This is a genomic window from Streptomyces sp. NPDC107498 (genome assembly GCF_055582805.1).
Window position 1 is genome coordinate 269,184 of the sequence record NZ_JBVJPE010000002.1, and the last position, 19,780, is coordinate 288,963.

19 protein-coding genes are annotated in these 19,780 nt (G+C 74.2%); all 19 read left to right on the forward strand.

Annotation, left to right across the window (positions count from 1 at the left end):
* The first annotated feature begins 66 nt into the window (after window positions 1-66).
* The 19 genes from ACZ66Z_RS04460 to ACZ66Z_RS04550 all read left to right on the forward strand — a co-directional run bounded on the left by ACZ66Z_RS04460 (window position 67) and on the right by ACZ66Z_RS04550 (window position 19,683).
* Window positions 67-882 carry a hypothetical protein gene (locus ACZ66Z_RS04460; RefSeq protein WP_469932492.1) on the forward strand — a complete coding sequence of 272 codons (816 nt, stop codon included), beginning with the start codon at window positions 67-69 and terminating at the stop codon, window positions 880-882.
* 478 nt (window positions 883-1,360) lie between these two features.
* Window positions 1,361-1,687 (forward strand): TcmI family type II polyketide cyclase, encoded by a 327-nt coding sequence (locus ACZ66Z_RS04465; protein WP_469932493.1) that lies wholly within the window; start codon window positions 1,361-1,363, stop codon window positions 1,685-1,687.
* Window positions 1,684-2,964 carry a beta-ketoacyl-[acyl-carrier-protein] synthase family protein gene (locus ACZ66Z_RS04470; protein ID WP_469932494.1) on the forward strand — a complete coding sequence of 427 codons (1,281 nt, stop codon included), beginning with the start codon at window positions 1,684-1,686 and terminating at the stop codon, window positions 2,962-2,964. The genes ACZ66Z_RS04465 and ACZ66Z_RS04470 overlap by 4 nt, the downstream gene beginning before the upstream one ends.
* Window positions 2,961-4,181 carry a ketosynthase chain-length factor gene (locus tag ACZ66Z_RS04475; RefSeq protein WP_469932495.1) on the forward strand — a complete coding sequence of 407 codons (1,221 nt, stop codon included), beginning with the start codon at window positions 2,961-2,963 and terminating at the stop codon, window positions 4,179-4,181. Before ACZ66Z_RS04470 ends, ACZ66Z_RS04475 begins: the two co-directional genes overlap by 4 nt.
* A 47-nt stretch (window positions 4,182-4,228) precedes the next feature.
* Complete coding sequence (locus ACZ66Z_RS04480) at window positions 4,229-4,498, forward strand: acyl carrier protein (protein ID WP_469932496.1); 270 nt, start codon at window positions 4,229-4,231, stop codon at window positions 4,496-4,498.
* A gap of 193 nt (window positions 4,499-4,691) precedes the next feature.
* A complete protein-coding gene (gene fabG / locus ACZ66Z_RS04485) occupies window positions 4,692-5,477 on the forward strand; it encodes a 3-oxoacyl-ACP reductase FabG (protein ID WP_469932497.1) in 786 nt (261 codons plus the stop codon).
* An 89-nt stretch (window positions 5,478-5,566) separates the two neighbouring features.
* Window positions 5,567-6,538 carry an aromatase/cyclase gene (locus ACZ66Z_RS04490; protein ID WP_469932498.1) on the forward strand — a complete coding sequence of 324 codons (972 nt, stop codon included), beginning with the start codon at window positions 5,567-5,569 and terminating at the stop codon, window positions 6,536-6,538.
* 2 nt (window positions 6,539-6,540) lie between these two features.
* Window positions 6,541-8,028 carry an FAD-dependent monooxygenase gene (locus ACZ66Z_RS04495; protein WP_469932499.1) on the forward strand — a complete coding sequence of 496 codons (1,488 nt, stop codon included), beginning with the start codon at window positions 6,541-6,543 and terminating at the stop codon, window positions 8,026-8,028.
* Between the two features lie 100 nt (window positions 8,029-8,128).
* Window positions 8,129-9,628, forward strand: coding sequence for an FAD-dependent monooxygenase (locus tag ACZ66Z_RS04500; protein ID WP_469932500.1), 1,500 nt, complete (start codon window positions 8,129-8,131; stop codon window positions 9,626-9,628).
* 19 nt (window positions 9,629-9,647) lie between these two features.
* Window positions 9,648-10,142 (forward strand): nuclear transport factor 2 family protein, encoded by a 495-nt coding sequence (locus tag ACZ66Z_RS04505; protein WP_469932501.1) that lies wholly within the window; start codon window positions 9,648-9,650, stop codon window positions 10,140-10,142.
* A 33-nt stretch (window positions 10,143-10,175) separates the two neighbouring features.
* Window positions 10,176-11,447, forward strand: a complete 1,272-nt coding sequence (locus tag ACZ66Z_RS04510; protein WP_469932502.1) for a nucleotide disphospho-sugar-binding domain-containing protein — start codon at window positions 10,176-10,178, stop codon at window positions 11,445-11,447.
* Between the two features lie 7 nt (window positions 11,448-11,454).
* Window positions 11,455-12,033, forward strand: a complete 579-nt coding sequence (locus ACZ66Z_RS04515; RefSeq protein WP_469932503.1) for a dTDP-4-dehydrorhamnose 3,5-epimerase family protein — start codon at window positions 11,455-11,457, stop codon at window positions 12,031-12,033.
* Between the two features lie 91 nt (window positions 12,034-12,124).
* Complete coding sequence (locus ACZ66Z_RS04520) at window positions 12,125-13,714, forward strand: MFS transporter (RefSeq protein WP_469932504.1); 1,590 nt, start codon at window positions 12,125-12,127, stop codon at window positions 13,712-13,714.
* A gap of 1 nt (window position 13,715) precedes the next feature.
* Entirely contained in the window at window positions 13,716-15,485 is a 1,770-nt protein-coding gene (locus tag ACZ66Z_RS04525; protein WP_469932505.1) for an FAD-binding oxidoreductase, read from the forward strand.
* Window positions 15,486-15,502: 17 nt separating this feature from the next.
* Entirely contained in the window at window positions 15,503-16,627 is a 1,125-nt protein-coding gene (locus ACZ66Z_RS04530; protein WP_469932506.1) for an acyl-CoA dehydrogenase family protein, read from the forward strand.
* Between the two features lie 11 nt (window positions 16,628-16,638).
* On the forward strand, window positions 16,639-17,469 hold the full coding sequence (locus ACZ66Z_RS04535) for an NAD(P)H-binding protein (RefSeq protein ID WP_469932507.1): 831 nt from the start codon (window positions 16,639-16,641) through the stop codon (window positions 17,467-17,469).
* On the forward strand, window positions 17,466-18,290 hold the full coding sequence (locus ACZ66Z_RS04540) for an NAD(P)H-binding protein (RefSeq protein WP_469932508.1): 825 nt from the start codon (window positions 17,466-17,468) through the stop codon (window positions 18,288-18,290). The genes ACZ66Z_RS04535 and ACZ66Z_RS04540 overlap by 4 nt, the downstream gene beginning before the upstream one ends.
* 20 nt (window positions 18,291-18,310) lie before the next feature.
* Window positions 18,311-18,799 carry a flavin reductase family protein gene (locus ACZ66Z_RS04545; protein ID WP_469932509.1) on the forward strand — a complete coding sequence of 163 codons (489 nt, stop codon included), beginning with the start codon at window positions 18,311-18,313 and terminating at the stop codon, window positions 18,797-18,799.
* Window positions 18,800-18,843: 44 nt separating this feature from the next.
* The gene (locus ACZ66Z_RS04550; protein ID WP_469932510.1) at window positions 18,844-19,683 is read left to right on the forward strand and encodes an SDR family oxidoreductase; all 840 of its coding nucleotides are present in this window, start codon (window positions 18,844-18,846) and stop codon (window positions 19,681-19,683) included.
* Window positions 19,684-19,780 lie beyond the last annotated feature (97 nt).

Below are 19,780 nucleotides of genomic sequence, written 5' to 3' on the forward strand. Positions count from 1 at the left end.
CCCCGGGGCCGTGCCGCCGGTGCCCGGCTCTGCCGGGCCTGCGCCCTCCGCCTGACCGACGACCTGATGAGGCTGCCCCGCCTCCACCACGAGTGCGGACTGCTCCTCGGAGGCTCCGACCGGCCCCGCGACCGTACGTCCGGCGGCGGCTCGTCGCCCGGGCTGCCCTTCAACACGGCGGCGGCCGAGGCCCGCTCCGTGGTCCTCGGCGTCCTCCGTTCCTGGGCCGGGCTGGTGGTGGAGGAGCGGGGCGTCACCGCTCCCCGGGACACCGCGGCCGACGCGGCCGAGTTCCTCGTCCGGCACGCCGGCTGGCTGGCCGCCCACGAAGCCGCGGGTGAGCTGTCGCGGGAGGCGGCGAGGGCGGTGCGCCGGGCCCGGTACGTGATCGACCCGCCCGCCGGCCGGGGCATGCGCGTCGGAACGTGCGTGGTGGCGGGGTGCGAGGGCGGGCTGACCGCCGTGGTCCGCACCGGCCGGGGCGGTGCGCCGGTCGAGGTCACCTGCGCCGCGGACCCCTCGCACCGCTGGTCGGCGCGGGAGTGGATGGCCCTGGGCCGCAGCGCGTCGGCGGACCGTGCGGAACGGACGGCCGGCCCCGGGTCGCCCGCCGGTCCCGGGTCGCCGACCGGACCCGAGGTGTCGACCGGACCCGAGTCGCCCGCCGGTTCCGCGCTCCGGAGCGGCCCGGCCCTCGCGGCGCCGGCGGTGCGATGGCTGAGCGCCCGGGACGTCTCCCTCCTCTGGGGCGTCCCCTCCGGCAGCGTGTACCGCCGTGCCAGCGAACAGCGGTGGCGGCGCCGTACCGGCAAGGGGCGCACCTTCTACCACGAGGAGGACGTCCTGCGGTCCCTCGGAACGCGCGCGGGCGACCCCGTCTGACGCATCGTCTCACCAGAACCCAGTGGGCACGGCCTCGGCCGTGCCCACTGTCGTCGTACCCCCTCCCGCACGACTTCCGAAAATCTGCAGACGCATCGGAATCCGTCTCGGATCCGCACTCTGACCAGGTGCGACTGCGCCGTCCGGACAGCAGGATTTGACCATTCTCTGACTCGCCCCTGTCACTGCCCTGGGAAAGGGACGTTGACATCCCCTCCCTTTCCGAAGAAGCTGTTCACTAACTTCCTCAGCACTGTGCCGATCGGCCGGACGGGGAATTCGGAGGCCGTTCACGGGAATTCCCCTTCCGGCCCGATGTGCCATCACTTGATTTCTCGCACGGCGCGCCGATGGAAACGACTCGGTGCGCCGCTCGGCGTGTCCGTCTCATGAGGACGTCCCGGGACCCGGCCGTCGGCGCGCCGACCACGTCGCCGAAGCGGTCCCGGCTCACCAGCCCGACGACAAGGAGATGCGGATGCACAGCACGTTGATCGTGGCCCGGATGGACCCCCACTCGGCCGCGAAGGTCGCGAGCCTCTTCGGCGCGTTCGACGAGACGGAGATGCCCCACCGGATGGGAACCAGGCGCCGACAGCTCTTCTCGTACCGGGGCCTCTACTTCCACCTCCAGGACTTCGACGGCGAGGACGGCGGGGAGCGCATCGAGGAGGCGAAGACCGACCCCCGGTTCGTCGGCGTCAGCGAGGACCTGAAGCCGTTCATCACCGCCTACGACCCGGCCACCTGGCGCTCGCCCGCCGACGCGATGGCGCGGCGCTTCTACCACTGGTCCGCCCGGTGAGCGCGCCGCACGGCCGGCGGGTGGTCATCACCGGCATCGGCGTCACCGCGCCCGGCGGCGTGGGCAGCAAGGACTTCTGGAACCTGCTGACCGACGGCCGCACCGCCACCCGTCGCATCAGCTTCTTCGACCCGAGCCCCTTCCGCTCGCAGATCGCCGCGGAGGTCGACTTCGACGCCGAACTCCACGGGCTGACCGTCCAGCAGATCCGGCGGATGGACCGCGCCGCGCAGTTCGCCGTGGTGACGGCGCGGGAGGCGGTGGCGGACAGCGGGCTGGACCTCGCGGCCCTCGACCCGTACCGCACCGGCGTGACGATCGGCAGCGCGGTCGGCGCCACCATGGGCCTGGACCAGGAGTACCGCGCGGTCAGCGACAGCGGACGCCTGGACCTCGTCGACCACACCTACACCGTCCCGCACCTCTACAACTACCTGGTGCCCAGCTCCTTCGCCTCCGAGGTGGCCTGGGCCGTGGGCGCCGAGGGCCCCGCGACGGTGGTGTCCACCGGCTGCACCTCGGGCATCGACGCGGTCGGCTACGCCGCCGAGCTGATCCGCGAGGGCTCGGCCGACGTCATGGTGGCCGGCGCCTCGGACGCTCCCATCTCCCCGATCACGGTGGCCTGCTTCGACGCGATCAAGGCGACCACCTCGCGCAACGACGATCCGGAGCACGCCTCCCGCCCCTTCGACCAGACCCGCAACGGTTTCGTCCTGGGCGAGGGATCGGCCGTCTTCGTCCTGGAGGAACTGGACAGCGCCCGGCGCCGCGGCGCGCACGTCTACGCGGAGGTCGCCGGCTACGCCACGCGCAGCAACGCCTTCCACATGACGGGCCTGCGCCCCGACGGACGGGAGATGGCCGAGGCGATCCGGGTCGCCCTGGACGAGGCCCGTCTCAACCCCGACGCCATCGACTACGTCAACGCGCACGGTTCGGGCACCAAGCAGAACGACCGGCACGAGACGGCCGCCTTCAAGCGCAGCCTGGGCGAGCACGCCTACCGGACGCCCGTCAGCTCGATCAAGTCGATGGTCGGTCACTCGCTCGGCGCCATCGGCTCGATCGAGATCGCCGCCAGCGCGCTCGCGATGGAGCACGGCGTCGTACCGCCGACCGCCAACCTGCACACCCGCGACCCCGAATGCGACCTGGACTACGTGCCGTTGACGGCACGCGACTGGCGGACCGACGCCGTCCTCTCGGTGGGCAGCGGCTTCGGCGGCTTCCAGAGCGCCATGGTGCTGGCCCGTCCCGAGAGGAGCGCGGCATGAGCGACGCCGTCAGGACCGTCGTCACCGGTCTCAGCGTGGCCGCCCCCAACGGCTGCGGCGTGGACGCGTACTGGGCGGCGGTCCGCAAGGGCATCAGCGGCATCGGCCGCGTCTCGCGGTTCGACCCCACCCAGTACCCGGCCCGGCTCGCCGGGGAGATCGACGACTTCGTCGCCGAGGACCACCTGCCGGGCCGGCTGCTGCCCCAGACCGACCGGATGACCCGGATCGCCCTGGCGAGCGCCGACTGGGCGCTCGCCGACGCGGGCGTCGACCCGCGGGCCCTGCCCGAGTACGACATGGGCGTGATCACGGCCAGTTCCTCGGGCGGCTTCGAGTTCGGCCAGCGGGAGCTCCAGGCGCTGTGGAGCAAGGGCGGTCGCCATGTGAGCGCGTACCAGTCGTTCGCCTGGTTCTACGCCGTCAACAGCGGTCAGATCTCCATACGCAACGGGATGCGCGGTCCGAGCGGTGTGGTCGTCAGCGACCAGGCGGGCGGTCTCGACGCGATCGCCCAGTCCCGGCGGCAGATCCGCAAGGGCACCGGGCTCGTCCTGTCGGGAGCCGTCGACGCCTCGATCTGCCCGTGGGGCTGGGTCGCCCAGATGGCCGGCGGCCGGTTGAGCACGAGCGAGGACCCGGAGCGGGCCTATCTGCCCTTCGACGCCGCCGCCCGGGGCCACGTGCCGGGTGAGGGCGGGGCCCTGCTGGTCCTCGAGGACCTGGAGCGCGCCCGTGCCCGAGGGGCCCGCACGGTCTACGGGGAGATCGCCGGCTACGGCTCCACCCTGGACCCCCGACCGGACAGCGGCCGGCCCCCCGGTCTGACCAGGGCCGTGGAACTGGCGCTGGCCGACGCCGGCACGTCCCCGGAGGAGATCGACGTGGTGTTCGCCGACGCGGCCGCGATCCCGGAGCTGGACCGGATCGAGGCCGAGACGATCTCCGACGTGTTCGGGCCGCGGGCCGTGCCGGTCACCGCGCCCAAGACCATGACCGGACGCCTCTACTCGGGCGCGGCGCCGCTGGACGTGGCCGCCGCGTTCCTCGCCATGCGCGACGGGGTGATCCCGCCGTCCGTCGGAGTCCGTCCCGACCCCTCGTACGACCTCGACCTGGTGGTCGGCGAGGAGCGCGCGGCGCCGGTCCGCTCCGCCCTGGTGATCGCCCGCGGCCAGGGCGGCTTCAACTCCGCGCTGGTGGTGCGGGCCGCATGACGCGCCACCGCAGTGACCTCCCCATCGAGAGGAAAGGACAGCCATCCATGTCTGCAACCGAGTTCACCGTCGAGGACCTGAAGCGCATCCTGCGCGAGGGCGCCGGCGTGGACGAAAGCGTCGACCTCGACGGAGACATCCTCGACACCGACTTCGAGGCGCTCGGCTACGAGTCGCTGGCCATGCTGGAGATCAGCAGTCGCATCGAGCGGGAGCTCGGCGTGACGCTGGACGACGACACGCTGACCGGGGCGAAGACGCCGCGTGCCCTGATCGACGCCGTCAACGGCGTCCTGGTGCCGTCCGGCGCCGCCTGACGGTGAGGACGTGGTGAGCGCTCCCCGGCCGGGACCGCCCGCACCGGGGCCGGTCGCGGCCCCGAGCGGTCCGTCGCCGGCGCGCTCACCCGTCCCGACCACCGGGGACGCCGCGGCGCCCCCTCCCCCACGCCCCGCACGGCCGTACCGCGGCCGGCGGTCGGCGTGCCCACCGAGCCAGTCAGGAGTCAGCATGACGGAGCAGGAACCGAAGGTCGCCGTCGTCACCGGCGCCACCAGCGGCATCGGCCTGGAGACGGCCAGGCTGCTGGCCCGCCAGGGTCACCGCGTGTTCCTCTGCGCCCGTACGGAGGACAGTGTGACCCGTACGGTCAAAGAGCTCGTCGACGAGGGACTCGACGTCGACGGCGCCCCCTGCGACGTCCGCTCCGCGGCGGACGTCCAGCGCTTCGTGCAGCAGGCCGTCGACCGCTTCGGCACGATCGACGTGCTGGTCAACAACGCGGGACGGTCCGGTGGCGGGGTCACCGCCGACCTCACCGACGAGCTCTGGCTCGACGTCGTCGACACCAACCTCAACAGCGTGTTCCGGATGACCCGCGAGGTGCTCAACACCGGCGGCATGCGGCACAAGGACCGCGGTCGGATCATCAACATCGCCTCGACCGCCGGCAAGCAGGGCGTGGTGCTCGGTGCCCCCTACTCCGCCTCCAAGCACGGCGTCGTCGGCTTCACCAAGGCCCTCGGCAACGAGCTGGGCCCGACCGGGATCACCGTGAACGCCGTCTGCCCGGGCTACGTCGAGACCCCGATGGCGCAGCGCGTCCGGCAGGGCTACGCCGCCGCCTACGACACGAGCGAGGAGGCCATCCTCCAGAAGTTCGAGGCGAAGATCCCGCTCGGCCGCTACTCCACCCCCGAGGAGGTCGCGGGTCTCGTCGGTTACCTGGCCTCGGACACCGCCGCCTCCATCACCGCACAGGCGCTGAACGTCTGCGGCGGCCTCGGCAACTTCTGAGCCGGCACGAGGAGAACCGAGCACGGCGGGCCGAGAACGGTCGGCCGAGGAGCCGAGAAGCCGAGAGAAGGACCGAGAGAAGTGGACCGATGACGAACCGCCTGGTCGAGCACGAGATCACCATCGACGCCCCGGCAGCCGCCGTCTACCGCCTGATCGCCGAGGTGGAGAACTGGCCCCGGATCTTCCCGCCCACCCTCTACGTCGACCACGTGGAGCGCGGTGCGGACGAGGAGCGCATCCGGATCTGGGCCACCGCCAACGGCGAGGCCAAGACCTGGACGTCGCGCCGCGTCCTGGATCCGAGCGAGCTGCGGATCACCTTCCGGCAGGAGGTCTCCGCCCCGCCGGTCGCCGCCATGGGCGGCACCTGGATCGTCGAGCCGCTGTCCGACGCGGCGTCGCGGGTCCGGCTGCTGCACGACTACCGGGCGGTCGACGACGACCCCGAGAGCCTGAGGTGGATCGACGAGGCCGTCGACAGGAACTCCCGCAGCGAGCTCGCCGCCCTGAAACAGAACGTCGAACTCGCCCACGCCTCCGAGGAGATCACGTTCTCCTTCGAGGACACCGTCCAGATCCAGGGGCGGGCCGAGGACGTCTACGACTTCGTCAACGAGGCGGGGCTGTGGGCCGAGCGCCTCCCGCACGTGGTGAGCGCCCGCCTGGAGGAGGACACCCCGGGCCTCCAGACCCTGGAGATGGACACCCGCGCGCGGGACGGCTCCACGCACACCACGAAGTCGTACCGGGTGACCTTCCCGCACCACAGGATCGCGTACAAGCAGATCACCCTGCCGGCCCTGATGGCGCTCCACACCGGCTACTGGACCTTCACGGAGAACGAGCGGGGCGTCGCCGCCTCTTCGCAGCACACCGTGGTCCTGAACACCGCCAACATCGCCCGGGTGCTCGGCCCCGGGGCGACCGTCGCGGACGCCCGGGAGTACGTGCGCAACGCCCTGAGCACCAACAGCGTGGCGACGCTCGGCCACGCGAAGAGGCATGCGGAAAGTCATGCGGAGGGGTACGCGGAGAACCGGACGAAGCCCCGGCGGTGACCATGGCCACGCACGCACGGGACACCGACGTGATCGTCGTGGGCGCCGGGCCGGTCGGCCTGATGCTCGCCGGAGAACTGCGGGCCGGCGGGGCGCGCGTGACCGTCCTGGAACGGCTGTCCGCGCCCACCACCGCGTCGCGGGCGTCGACCCTGCACGCCCGCACCATGGAGGTCCTCGACGAGCGCGGGCTGCTGGACGCGCTGGGCACCGTGCCCGGCGGGGCGACGGGGCACTTCGGTGGGCTCCCCCTCGACTTCGGCGGGCTCGACAGCCCCTGGCCGGGCCTGTGGAAGGTGTCGCAGGCCCGTGTCGAGCGGCTGCTCGGCGACAGGGCCGCCGGTCTCGGCGCGGTCGTACGGCGCGGTCACGAGCTCGTGGGGCTGCGACAGACGCCGACGGAGGTCGAGGCCGAGGCGGTGGGCCCCGCCGGCCGCGTCCGCCTCCGGGCCTCCTACCTGGTCGGTTGCGACGGCGAGGCCGGTGCCGTGCGCCGCCTGGCGGGCTTCGCCTTCCCCGGCACGGACGCGACCCGGGAGCTGCTCCGCGCGGACGTCGCCGGCATCGACGTGCCCGACCGGCGGTTCGAGCGCCACGAGCACGGTCTGGCCATCGCCCACCGGCGGCCCGACGGGATCACCCGGGTGATGGTGCACGAGTTCGGCAGGGCCGCCGTCCCACGGGCCGGCGAGCCGGAGTTCGCCGAGGTCGCCGCCGTCTGGGCGAGGGTCACGGGCGAGGACATCGGCGCCGGCGAGCCGATCTGGGTGAACGCCTTCGGGAACGCCCGCAGGCTGGCCGACACGTACCGGAAGGGCCGGGTCCTCCTCGCCGGGGACGCCGCCCACGCGCAGCTGCCGGTCGGCGGGCAGGCCCTCAACCTGGGGCTCCAGGAGGCCGTGAACCTGGGCTGGAAGCTGGCGGCCCGGGTCCGCGGCCATGCGCCGGCCGGCCTCCTCGACACGTACCACGAGGAACGGCACGCCGTGGCCCGCCGCGTGCTCGCCGGCATCGAGGCGCAGGCCGTCCTGCTGCTGGGCGGTGCGGAGGTGGAGCCGATGCGCGCGGTCGTGGCCGAGCTGCTCGGCCACGACGAGGTGGTGGGGCACCTGGCCGGCATGATCAGCGGCCTGGACGTCCGCTACCCCTACGGGAAGGACGCCGCTCCGCTCGTCGGCCGTCGGGTGCCGCAGCGGGAGCTGCTCACCGGGACGGGGCCCGTCCGCCCCGCCGAGCTGCTCCGCACCGGCCTCGGGGTGCTGCTCGACTTCTCCGCCGGCCCGTCGTCCGAGCCGGTCGCCGGCTGGGCGGACCGGGTCCGCGTGGTGGCGGCCGCACTGCCGGAGGGGTCCGGGTCCCCGTACGGGTCCGGTGACACGGCGCTCCGCGGGGTGCTGCTCCGTCCCGACGGCCACGTCGCCTGGGCCGACGACGGTACGACGCCGCTCCGCTCGGCGCTGGAGCGCTGGTTCGGCGCGCCCCGCTCATGACGCGCCCCGCTCGTGACCGGGGAGCCGGCCGTCGCCCGGCGCGGAAGGGGCGCCCATCCGTTTCCCGGGCGGAGCCCGGAATCCGAACAGGAGACCTTTGATGGATGCCGCAATCGACGCGGAGGTCGTCGTCGTCGGCGCCGGTCCGACCGGGCTCATGCTCGCGGGGGAACTGCGCCTCGCCGGGGTCCGTGTCGTCGTGCTCGACCGGCTGTCCGAACCGACCACCGCGTCACGCGGGCTCGGCTTCACCCCCAGGACCATGGAGGTGTTCGCCCAGCGCGGCCTCGTGGACCGGTTCGACGCGGAGGGCACCGCGCTGCAGACCACCACCCGCGGCCACTTCGGCGGGCTGCCGCTGGACTTCGGCGTCGTGCCCCGGGCCCGCCCGGCCGTCGTGAACCTGCCGCAGGTCCGCACCGAGGCCATGCTGCGCGACTGGGTCGCCGAGCTCGGCTGCGACGTGGACCGCGGCCACGAGGTCGTCGGTCTGACCGACGACGGCGAGACCGTGGAGGTGCGGGTCGAGGGACCCGACGGGCCCCGGCGGCTGCGCACGCGGTACGTGGTCGGGTGCGACGGCGGTCGCAGCACGGTGCGCGGGCTGGCCGGATTCGACTTCCCCGGCACGCCCGCCACCCTCGAACTCCTCCTCGCCGACGTACGGGGCTGCGCCGTCCGGCCCCGCTTCATCGGCGAGTGGCTGCCCGACGGCGTCGCCATGGCGGCCCCCCTCGGCGACGGGGTGGACCGGATCGTGGTGTGCGAACGGACCGCGCCCCCGCGGCGGCGCACCGGTCCGCCGGAGTTCCGGGAGGTCGCCGCCGGGTGGCAGCGGCTCACCGGCGAGGACATCGGCCACGGAGAGGCACTGTGGGTGAGCGCCTTCGGCGACGCCACGCGGCTCGCCACCGAGTACCGCAGGGGGCGGGTGCTGCTCGCGGGCGACGCCGCGCACGTCCACCTCCCGGCGGGCGGGCTCGGCATGAACACCGGCGTCCAGGACGCCTTCAACCTCGGCTGGAAGCTCGCCGCCGTGGTGCGCGGCCGGGCCCCCGACGCCCTGCTCGACACGTACCACGAGGAGCGGCACGCGGTGGGGAAGCGACTCCTCAACAACACCCGCGCCCAAGGGCTGCTCTTCCTGGGCGGCACCGAGATGCAGCCGCTCCGGGACGTGCTCGGCGAGCTCGTCGAGCACGAGGTCGTGCACCGGCACCTGGCCGCCATGGTCAGCGGGCTGGAGATCCGCTACCCGATGGGCCCGGGGGACCACCCGCTGCTCGGTCTGCGCATGCCCGACCTCGACCTCGTCGGCGGGGCGGGGACGACGACGGTCTTCCCGCTGCTGCGCCGCGGGCGCGGTCTCCTCCTCGACGCCGCCGACGCCCCCTCCCTGCGGGAGGCGGCGCGGCCGTGGGCCGACCGGGTCGACGTGGTGACCGCGAAACCGGTCGTCGACCCCTCGGTCCCCCGGCTGGACGCCGCGCTGGTGCGGCCCGACGGGCACGTCGCCTGGGCGGCCCCCGGCGGGCGGGAGCGGGAACTGACCGAGGCGCTGCACCGCTGGTTCGGCGCCCCCGCCGTCCCGGCGCGCTGAGAGCGGAGGAGGAGCACACATGGCGGACGACGCGGGCCGACTGGGCCTGCTCACCGACCGGATGGACGTGCGGGAGCTCGTCGACCGTTATCTGGCCGGCCTGGACGCGGCGGAGTTCGACGACGCCTGGGCCCGGTCGGTCTTCACCGAGGACGGCCGGTTCCGGTTCGCGCGGGGCGGCCACGACGGCGTGGCCGGCATGGCCGGGTTCACCGCCGGGATGATGGGCAAGTGGCGGCGGACCCACCACGTCGCCGCCGGTCACCTCGTCGAGATCGACGGGGACCGGGCGCGGGTGAGCGGAAGCCTGATCGCCACCCATCTGCACCCCTGCACCGCGACACCGCGCCGTCCGCCCGGGACGACGGGAGCCCCCGAGCCCTTCCAGGTCGGGGACCGCTTCGAGGGCGAGGCGGTGCGGACCGACGCCGGCTGGCGCTTCACCCGGCTGGCGTTCGAGGTGGTCTGGACCCGCGGCACGCCCCCGGGAGAGACCGGCGACCACGCCACGTAAGGCCGTTCACCGATGACAAGTAGGGCCATTCACATGCGGATACTCATCGCGGTCGCCCCCCTGACCGCCCATCTGTACCCCAGCGTCCCGCTGGCCTGGGCGCTCCAGAGCGCCGGGCACGAGGTGCGGGTCGCCGGCAGCACCGGCCTGGTCGAGCAGATCACCGCGGCCGGTCTCACGGCGGTCGACATCGGCGAGCGCACCTCGCCTCCCGCGCCGGTCACCGACGCGGAGCTGGACCGCTTCGGCGACGCGCTCGGCTTCGAGCCCGGCTCCGAGGAGGACCGGCTCTGGCGGGCGACCCGTTTCTACATGGTGGCCGCCAACAAGCGGTACCACCCCGACGAGGAGGGACGGCAGGAACTCTCCGACGGCCTGGTCGAGTTCGCCCGCGGCTGGTCACCGGACCTGGTGGTCTGGGATCCGGCCTGTCCCGTGGGGGCGGTCGCCGCCCGCGAGTCCGGGGCCGCGTCCGCCCGGCTGATGTGGGGCCCCGACTACCTCGGCTGGCTCCGCGACCGTCTGGTCGCCCGCATGGACGACCCGACGTCCGGGGTGGGCCCGGCCACCGATCCGCTGGCCGCGCTCCTGGCCCCGGTGTTCGGGCGGTTCGGCCACGACTTCTCCGAGGAGCTGCTGCTCGGGGACTTCACCGTGGACCCGATCCCCACACGGCTGCCCGGCCCCCCGGGGCTGCGACGGATCCCGATGCGGTGGGTGCCGTACACCGGGGCCGACCCGGTGCCGGACTGGCTGACGCGGCCGCCGTCGCGGCCCCGCGTGTGCCTGTCCCTGGGCGTCACCGGGCGCACCGTCCACGACGGCCCCGACGCGCGGGTCGTGGCCGCCTTCGACGCGGTGGCCGGCATGGACGTCGAGGTGGTCGCCACCGTCAACGCGGACCAGTTGGGGAAGGACGTGCGCGTCCCCGACAACGTCCGGCTCCTCGACTACGTCCCGCTCACCCAGCTCATGCCGACCTGTTCGGCCGTCATCCACCACGGCGGCTTCGGCACCTTCTTCGCGGCGGCCGCGCACCGGGTGCCCCAGATGATCGTCAGGGAGGAGCTGGGCAGCGCCCTGAGCACCTCCCGCTACCTGGAGGCGAAGGGCGCGGGCGTCGTCCTCCCCGGCGAGGGGCTGACCGCGGCCCGGGTGGGCGACGAGCTGTCCAGGATGCTCACCGAGCCGTCGTTCCGGCGGGGGACCGCCGCCGTGTACGCCGACATGACCGCCGCTCCCGGCCCCGGGGAGATCGTGCCCGTGCTGGAGCGGATGGCCGCGCAGTACCGCACCCGGGTCTGAGCCGCGCGTGGACGTGATCGAGACCCGGGTGCCGGGCGCGTTCGTGTTCGCCCCGCGCCGGATCCCCGACGAACGGGGCGCGTTCTTCGAGGCGTTCCGCTCCGACCTGGTCGAGGGCGTCACCGGACGCCCCTTCCGGCCCGAGCAGATCAACTACTCGGTGTCCCGCCGCAACGTCCTCCGTGGCCTGCACGGCGTGGCCGTACCACCGGGACAGGTCAAGTACGTCACCTGTGTGCGCGGGGCGGTCCGCGACGTCGTCGTCGACCTGCGGGTCGGCTCGCCCGCCTTCGGCGCGCACCACGTGACCGAACTCGACGCCGGATCGGGGCGGTGCGTGTACGTGCCGGAGGGGGTCGGGCACGGATTCCTGTCGCTCACCGACGACGCCTGCGTCTGCTACGTGGTCTCCACGGCGTACGTGCCCGGCACGCAGATCGACATCGACCCCCTCGACCCCGACCTGGCGCTCCCCTGGGGGTACGCCGAGCCCCCGCTGATCTCGGAGAAGGACGCGAACGCCCCCGGGCTGCGCGCGGCCCTCGCCGCGGGGACGCTCGCGGACTGGCGCGACGTGCGCCCCTGACACCCGCCGCCGCCCGTCCGTCCCGATCCGGGCCCCGCCCCGGGCCCCGGGACCCGGCGGCCGGCCGACGACAACGCAAGGAGACCCTTCTTTGAGTACCGACGCCGGTACGGCGGCACCGCCGCGGGCGACCCGAAGGGAGTGGCTGGGGCTCGCGGTCCTCGCGCTTCCCACCATGCTCATCGCCATGGACCTGACGGTCCTGCACCTGGCCCTGCCCACGCTCACCGCCGACCTGCGGCCCGGCACCACCGAACTGCTGTGGATCGTGGACGTCTACGGCTTCCTCATCGCCGGCTTCCTCATCCCCATGGGCGCCATCGGCGACAGGATCGGACGCCGACGGCTGCTGCTGATCGGCGCCGTGGCGTTCGGGGCGGCCTCCGCCGTCTCGGCCTTCTCCGTCGACCCGGCGATGCTCATCGCCGCGCGGGCGCTGCTGGGCGTCGCGGGCTCCACCCTCATGCCCTCCACCCTCTCCCTGATCCGGATCATGTTCCGGGACCCCAGGCAGCAGGGCACCGCGATCGGGGCGTGGACCGGCTTCTTCGGCGTCGGCACCGTGATCGGCCCCCTGGTCGGCGGCACCTTCCTGGAGTGGTTCTGGTGGGGCTCCGTCTTCCTGCTCGGCGTTCCCGTGATGGTGCTGCTCGTCGTCCTCGGCCCGCTGGTGCTGCCCGAGTACCGGGACCGCGCGGTCGCGCGCCCGGACCTCCCCAGCGCCGTCGTGTCCGTCGTCGGGATGCTCGCCCTGGTCTACGGCATCAAGCGCATCGCCCAGGACGGGCCGGGCCCCGTGTCGGGCGCCGCCCTCGTCGCCGGCCTGGCCCTCGCGGCGCTCTTCGTCTCCCGTCAGCGCCGGCTGCGGCAGCCGCTGGTCGACCTCTCGCTCTTCCGCAACAGGCTGTTCGGCATCGCCCTGGGCATGGTGGTCCTCGCCACCCTGCTCGCCGCCGGTTCGCAGTTCCTCGTCCTGCAGTACCTCCAGCTGGTCCGGGGGCTGTCCCCGGTCCAGGCCGGGCTGTGGTCGCTGCCGATCACCTTCGGGGTCTTCGTCGGCTCCATGGCGGGGCCCGCACTCGCCGGACGGACGAGGTTGAGCACCCTGCTCTCCGGCAGCCTGGTGGTGGCCGCGCTCGGCATGGTGCTGCTGAGCCGCGTCGACGGCCCCTCCGACCTCGTCCTCGCGGTGGTCGGAACGGCCGTCATCGGCCTCGGCCTCGGCCCGCTGACCGTCCTGGGCACCGGAATGATCGTCGGAGCCGCCCCGCCCGAGCGGGCCGGTGCCGCGTCCGGCATGAGCGCGACCGGCTCCGAGCTCGGCAGCGCCCTCGGGATCGCGCTCATCGGCAGCTTCGGGTTCGCGGTGTACCGGGCCCGGCTGGCCGACACGCTCCCGGCGGGGCTGCCCGCCTCCGTCGGCGACGCGGCCGAGGACACCCTCGCCGCCACGGTGGACGTCGCCCGCGCCCTGCCGGCCGCCGACGGCCTGCGGCTGCTGTCCGCGGCCCGCGAGGCGTTCGTGCACGGCCTCCAGACCACGGCGCTCGTCGGAGCCGTCCTGGCCGTCCTGCTGGCCGTGGCGGCCGCGACCCTGCTGCGCCACACCCCCCTGCCGGGTCCTCCGCCCCTCGCGGAGGCGGCCGACCCGGCGAAGTCCCCGGAGAGGACGGATGGTTGACATGCCGGACACGAATCCCGAGACCGACGCGGGCCCGGGCCCCGTCGGCGTCTGGACCGGCGCGGTGCGCCACGACGGCCGGACCGACCCCTACACGATCTCCTTCGCGCCGGACGGGACGATCGCCCTGCGGACCCCCGTCACCGTGGGCACCGGCACCTGGGCCGCCCAGGGGGCGGGCCGGTTCTCGTACGAACTGACGGAGACCTTCACCCCGTCGAGCGGCCACGCGGGACACCTCCGGGCGCACGTCGACGCCCGCCTCGACGGCGACACGCACACCGGGACCGGCACCGCCCACATCCACACCCCCGACGGCGTGCGGGTGCACACCACCACCGCCGAGTCCGCGGGCGAACGCGTCGCCGACGCGCCGGCGCCCTGGCACGACGTGGTGGGCCTCGGTGCGCCGATCCGCGGCCGCACGCTCCACCCCGGCGACGACGGATTCGAGGAGGCGACCTCCGGCTGGCTGCTCACCGTCGAGCACCGTCCCGCCGGCGTCGTCGTCGCCGCCGACGCCGACGACGTGGCCGCCGCCGTCCGGTTCGCCGCCACGGCGAACCGGCCGGTCGCGGTGGAGTCCACCGGGCACGGGAGGTCGGTGCCCGCCGACGGCGCCGTGTTCGTCTCGACGCGGGAGCTGCGCGAACTGTCGGTCGACCCCCGGACCCGGACGGCCCGCATCGGGGCCGGGCTGCGCTGGGGCGACGTGCTCGCGGCCGCGGCCGAGCACGGCCTCGCACCGCTGTGCGGCTCCTCCGACCGGGTCGGGGTGATGGGCTACCTCACCGGCGGCGGACTGCCCCTGACCTGCCGCACCCACGGCTTCGCCGCGGACCACGTCCGCTCCCTCGACCTGGTCACCGCCGACGGCGCCGTCCGCACCGTCTCGCCGACCCTGGAACCCGACCTGTTCTGGGCGGTGCGGGGAGGCACCGGCAACTTCGGCGTGGTGACCGCGGCCGAGATCGACCTGCTGCCGCTGCGGACCGTCTACGGGGGCGAGCTCCACTTCCCCGGCGAGGATCCCGCCCACGCGGCGCACGTCGTGCGGTCCTACCTGGCGTGGGCCGGGGAGCAGCCGGAGGAGATGTCGTCCTCGGTGACGCTGCTGCGGCTCCCCGACGTGCCCCAGCTGCCCGAGGAGCTCCGCGGCCGCTCGCTCGTGCAGGTGCACGTCGTCCACACCGGTGACGCGACGAGCGGCGCCCGGCTGGTGGAACCGCTGCGCGCGCTCGGCCCCGAGCACGACACCTGCGCCGCCATGCCGTACGCGCGGATCACCGAGATGCACCACGACCCGAAGAACCCCGTCAGGGTCCACTTCCGGAGCGCGCTGCTGGACGGTCTGGACGACGCGGCCGTGGACACGCTGGTCTCGTTCATCGACCCGGCGGTGCCCGAGGGGCCGTTCCCGGGCCTCGAACTCCGCCACCTCGGCGGGGCGCTGAGCCGGCCGCCCCGGCGTCCGCACGCCGTCGGCGCCAGGGACGCGGCGTTCCACCTGTGGCTGCGGATGCCCGCCCCCGCCGGGGAGGAGGAGGCGGTGCGCCGGGCCGCGGACGAGGTGATGGCGCGGCTGAAGCCCTGGGACACCGGCACCGTGCTGCCCGGGTTCCTGTTCGACCACGACTCCGGCCCCGAGCACGTCCGGCGGGCCTTCCCCGAGTCCGACCACCGGCGGCTCACCGAGCTCAAGGCCGCCCACGACCCGCACAACCTGTTCCGCCTCAACCACAACATCCCGCCCGTCCCCGACGGCGCGTGAGAAGGAGGACAACCGGCATGTCACTCTCCACAGAGACACAGGCGGCGTTGGACGAGCTCGGCAAGCTGGCCGGAGCGCAGGCCGAGCGGGCCGACGCGGAGGGCAGGGTGAGCCCGGAGGTGATCCGGGCCGTGGTGGACGCCGGGTTCGCCCGCTGGCGGGTGCCGGCCCGTTGGGGAGGGCCCGACCTCAGCCACGCGGACCTGACCGCGGCGGTGGCGAAACTGGCCGAGGAGTGCCCCTCGACGGCCTGGCTCGCCAGTGTCGCCGCGTACTCCGCCCGGTACGTGTGCTGCCTGCCGGAGCAGGGGCAGGCGGACATCTGGGCCGACGGCCCCGACGTGACGGCCGGGATCGTCTTCAAGCCGCTGGGCACCGCCGTCCCCGTGGAGGGCGGATACCGGCTCTCCGGGTCCTGGACCTACGTCAGCGGCGTCGAGCACTTCGACTGGGCGCTGCTGACCGGTCCCGCCCCCGGCCCGCAGTCCGGCGGGCAGCCGATGCGGCTCTTCGCGGTGCCGCGCGCGGAGTACACGTACGAGAGGACCTGGTCCTCCCTCGGCATGCGCGGCACCGGCAGCCACACGCTCGTCCTGGACGACGTGTTCGTGCCCGAGCACCGGACCTGTCTGCGCGAGGACGCCATGCGGGGCGTGACGGTGGGCCTGCCGGGGCGCGCCCAGCTGTCGAACCCGGCGGTGAGCGGCATCATGTTCGTCGCTCCCGTCCTGGGCGCCGCGCGTGCCGCGCTCGCCGTCGCCGAGGAGCTCGTGGCGGTCCCTCCGACCGGCCCGCGGGCCGCGGCCGGCCAGCCCTACCAGGTCGACTTCGCCCGGGCCGCCGGGGAGATCGACGCCGCCCAGCTGCTGCTGGAGCGGGCCTCCGCCGTCGCGGACGGCGCCGCCGTGCCGCCGGGGCTCGCGCTCCGCAACCGCAGGGACTGCGCGCTGGCGCTCCAGATGCTGATCGACGCGACCGACCGGCTGCTGCGGATCGGGGGCACCAGGGCCCAGGGGGACGGGCATCCGCTGGGACGGTACTGGCGGGACGTCCGCTCGGTCGCCAGCCACGCGGTCATGCAGTTCGAACCCGCGGGCCTCGCCTACACCATGCACCTCCAGGGTCTCGTCGGACCCTCCTGAAGGAGACAGCAATGATCTTGGTAACCGGAGCCACCGGACACGTCGGCAGGCCCCTCGTGGACGAACTCCTCGCGGCGGGCCGCAAGGTCCGGGCGCTCAGCCGCGACCCGGACCGGGCCGACCTGCCCGTCGGGGTCGAGGTGGCCGCCACCGCCGACCTGCCCCTGGAGGGCGTCACCTCCGCCTTCTTCGTCATGAACGCGTTTCCGGGCGGCTCCGCCGAACCGATCGCCCGGATGAAGGCGGCGGGGGTCCGCCGCATCGTCGCCCTGTCGTCCTACTCGGTCCTCGACGACGACCCCAGGAACAAGATCGGCGTGAAACACCGGGAGCTGGAACGCCAGATCGAGGAGACCGGTGCGGAGTGGACGTTCCTGCGTCCCGCCGGAGGGTTCGCGGCCACCGCCCTGGAGTGGGCCGAGAGGATCAGGACCGAGGGCGTCGCCCGTTCGCCCTTCGGGGACGCGCGCACCGCCCCCGTCCACGAACGCGACATCGCGGCGGTGGCCGCACGCGCCCTGCTCACCGACGAACTCGTCGGGGCCACCCCCCTGTTCAGCGGCCCCGAGTCGCTCAGCTACGCCGACCGGGCACGGATCATCGGCGAAGTGACCGGCCGACCGGTCCGCTTCACGGAACTCACGCACGACGAGGCCCGACAGGAGTGGCTCCGGGCCGGCGTCCCCCCGCACGCCGTGGAGGCCCGGCTGACGATGTTCGCGAAGCTCGTCGGCCACCCGCACGAGATCTCTCCCGTCGACCCCCTCCTGGGCAGGCCCGGGCTGACCTTCGCCCAGTGGGTGGCCGACCACACCGACTCCTTCCGAAAGGCGACCTCATGATTCTGGTGTCCGGAGCCACGGGCAACGTCGGCGGCGAGCTGCTGCGCCGACTGCGTGCCGAGGGCGTCCCCGTCCGCGCGCTCACCCGCGATCCGTCACGGGCCGCGCTCCCGGCCGACGTGGACGTGGTCCGGGGCGACTTCGGCGATCCCCGGTCGCTCGCCGGGGCCTTCGCCGGCGTCGAGTCCCTCTTCCTGATGATGTCCGGGAACGAGGCCGCCGTACTCGAAGAGGCGGCCGGGGCCGGGGTGCGGCGGGTCGTGCTGCTGTCCTCCATGGCCGTGGAGACCCGCCCCGACTCCTTCGTCGGCCGGGTGCACCAGGAGGCCGAGGAGGCCGTGCGGAAGTCCGGCCTCGAATGGACGGTCCTGCGTCCGGGCCAGTTCGCCTCCAACACCCGTTCCTGGCGGTCCCAGATCGCGGCCGGCGACGTGGTCCGCACCCCGTACGCCCACGTCGCCCTGCCCGCCATCCACTCCGGCGACATCGCGGCCGTGGCCCGGACCGCGCTCACCCGGGACGGGCACGCCGGCGCCGCCTACGCCCTCACCGGCCCCCGGCCGATCACCCCCGTCGAACAGGTGGCGGCCGTCGGCGAGGCCATCGGCCGCCCGCTGCGCCACGAGGAGATCGATCCGGAGCAGGCCGCGCGGCAGATGGCCGCCCACATGCCCGCCGAGATCGTGGCCGCCACCCTGGAGTTCCTCGGCAGCCCCACCCCCGAGGAGACCCGGGCCCTGCCCACCGTCGAGACGGTGACGGGACGGCCGGCGCGCACCTTCGCCGAGTGGGCGCGCGACAACGCCGACGCGTTCCGCTGACCCCGGGAAGGGATCCGACCGTGCTGACCCAGCGCAGTTTCCGCGACGTCCTGGGATGTTTCGGCACCGGAGTGGTGCTGGTGACCGCTGAGTCGGACGGCGGACCGGTCGGCATGGCGGTGAACTCCTTCACCTCCGTGTCGCTGGATCCGCCCCTGGTCGCGTTCTGCGCCGCGCTGACCTCGACCACGTGGCCGGCCGTCCGGGCCACGGGCGGCTTCGCCGTCTCGATCCTCAGCGACGAGCAGGAGGAGGTCTGCCGCGCCTTCTCCGCACCCGGCGCGGACCGGTTCGCCGGCCGGGACTGGGCCCGCTCCCCCGCCGGGCGCCCGGTGGCGGCGGACGGACTCGGCTGGCTGGACTGCCGGATCAGGACGGTCCAGGTCGCGGGCGACCACCACCTGGTGATCGCCGAGGCCGAGGACTGGTCCCTGGGGGCCGACGCACGTCCGCTGATCTTCCAGGGCGGCCGCTTCGCCAGCCTGAGGGAGCGGTCACGTGCGGAATGACGAAACGGAGGCGGCCCGCGGAGGCCGCCGGAAGGAAGGTGCCCGTGTTTCTGGTGACCGGAGCGACCGGGAACGTCGGTCGTCACGTCGTCGACCGCCTGCTCTCCGCGGGCGGGTCGGTGCGCGCCCTGACCCGCCGCCCCGAAGGAGCCCGGCTCGGCGCGGGGGCCGAGGTGGTGGGCGGTGACCTCACCCGGCCGGAGACGGTGGCGCGGGCGCTGGACGGCGTCTCCGCGCTGTTCCTCTTCCCCTCCCCCGGGACGGCGGGCCCCGTCCTCGCCGCCGCGGGGGAACGCGGGGTGCGCCGCGTCGTCCTGCTCTCCTCGGCGTCCGTCCGGTACGACACCGACGGCGGCGACAACGCGATCGTGGCGTACCACAAGGAGGCCGAGCGGGAGGTCGAGGCGTCCGGGTTGGAGTGGACCCTGCTCCGGCCCTGCGCGTTCGCCCTCAACACCTTGCAGTGGGCACCGCAGATCCGCGCCGACGGTGTGGTGCGCGGCCCGTACGCCGGGGTGGAGATGGCCCTCGTCGACGAGCGCGACATCGCGGACGTCGCCGTCCGCGCGCTGCTGACGGACGGACACGCGGGCGCGAGGTACCACCTGACCGGGCCCGAGCCCCTCACCCAGACGGAGCAGGCCAGGCGGATCGGCAAGGCCGTCGGCCGGCCGGTGCGGTACGAGGAGGTGTCGCCGGCGACCGCGCGCGAGCGGATGCTCCGGAACGGGGTCCCGGCCGAACTCGCGGACACGACCCTCCGGTTCCACGCCGGGCGGGTCGGGGTGCCGGCGGAGATCTCGCCGACGGTCGAGGAGGTCACCGGCCACCCGGCACGCACGTTCGACCAGTGGGCCGCCGACCACGCGGCCGACTTCCGATAGGGGCGACGGGAGGCCGCGGGCGATCGGCGGCCTCCCCCGGGCCGTCGGTCGTCGCCGGGTCCCCCGGACCGGCGGTCGTCGCCGGCCTCCCCCCGAG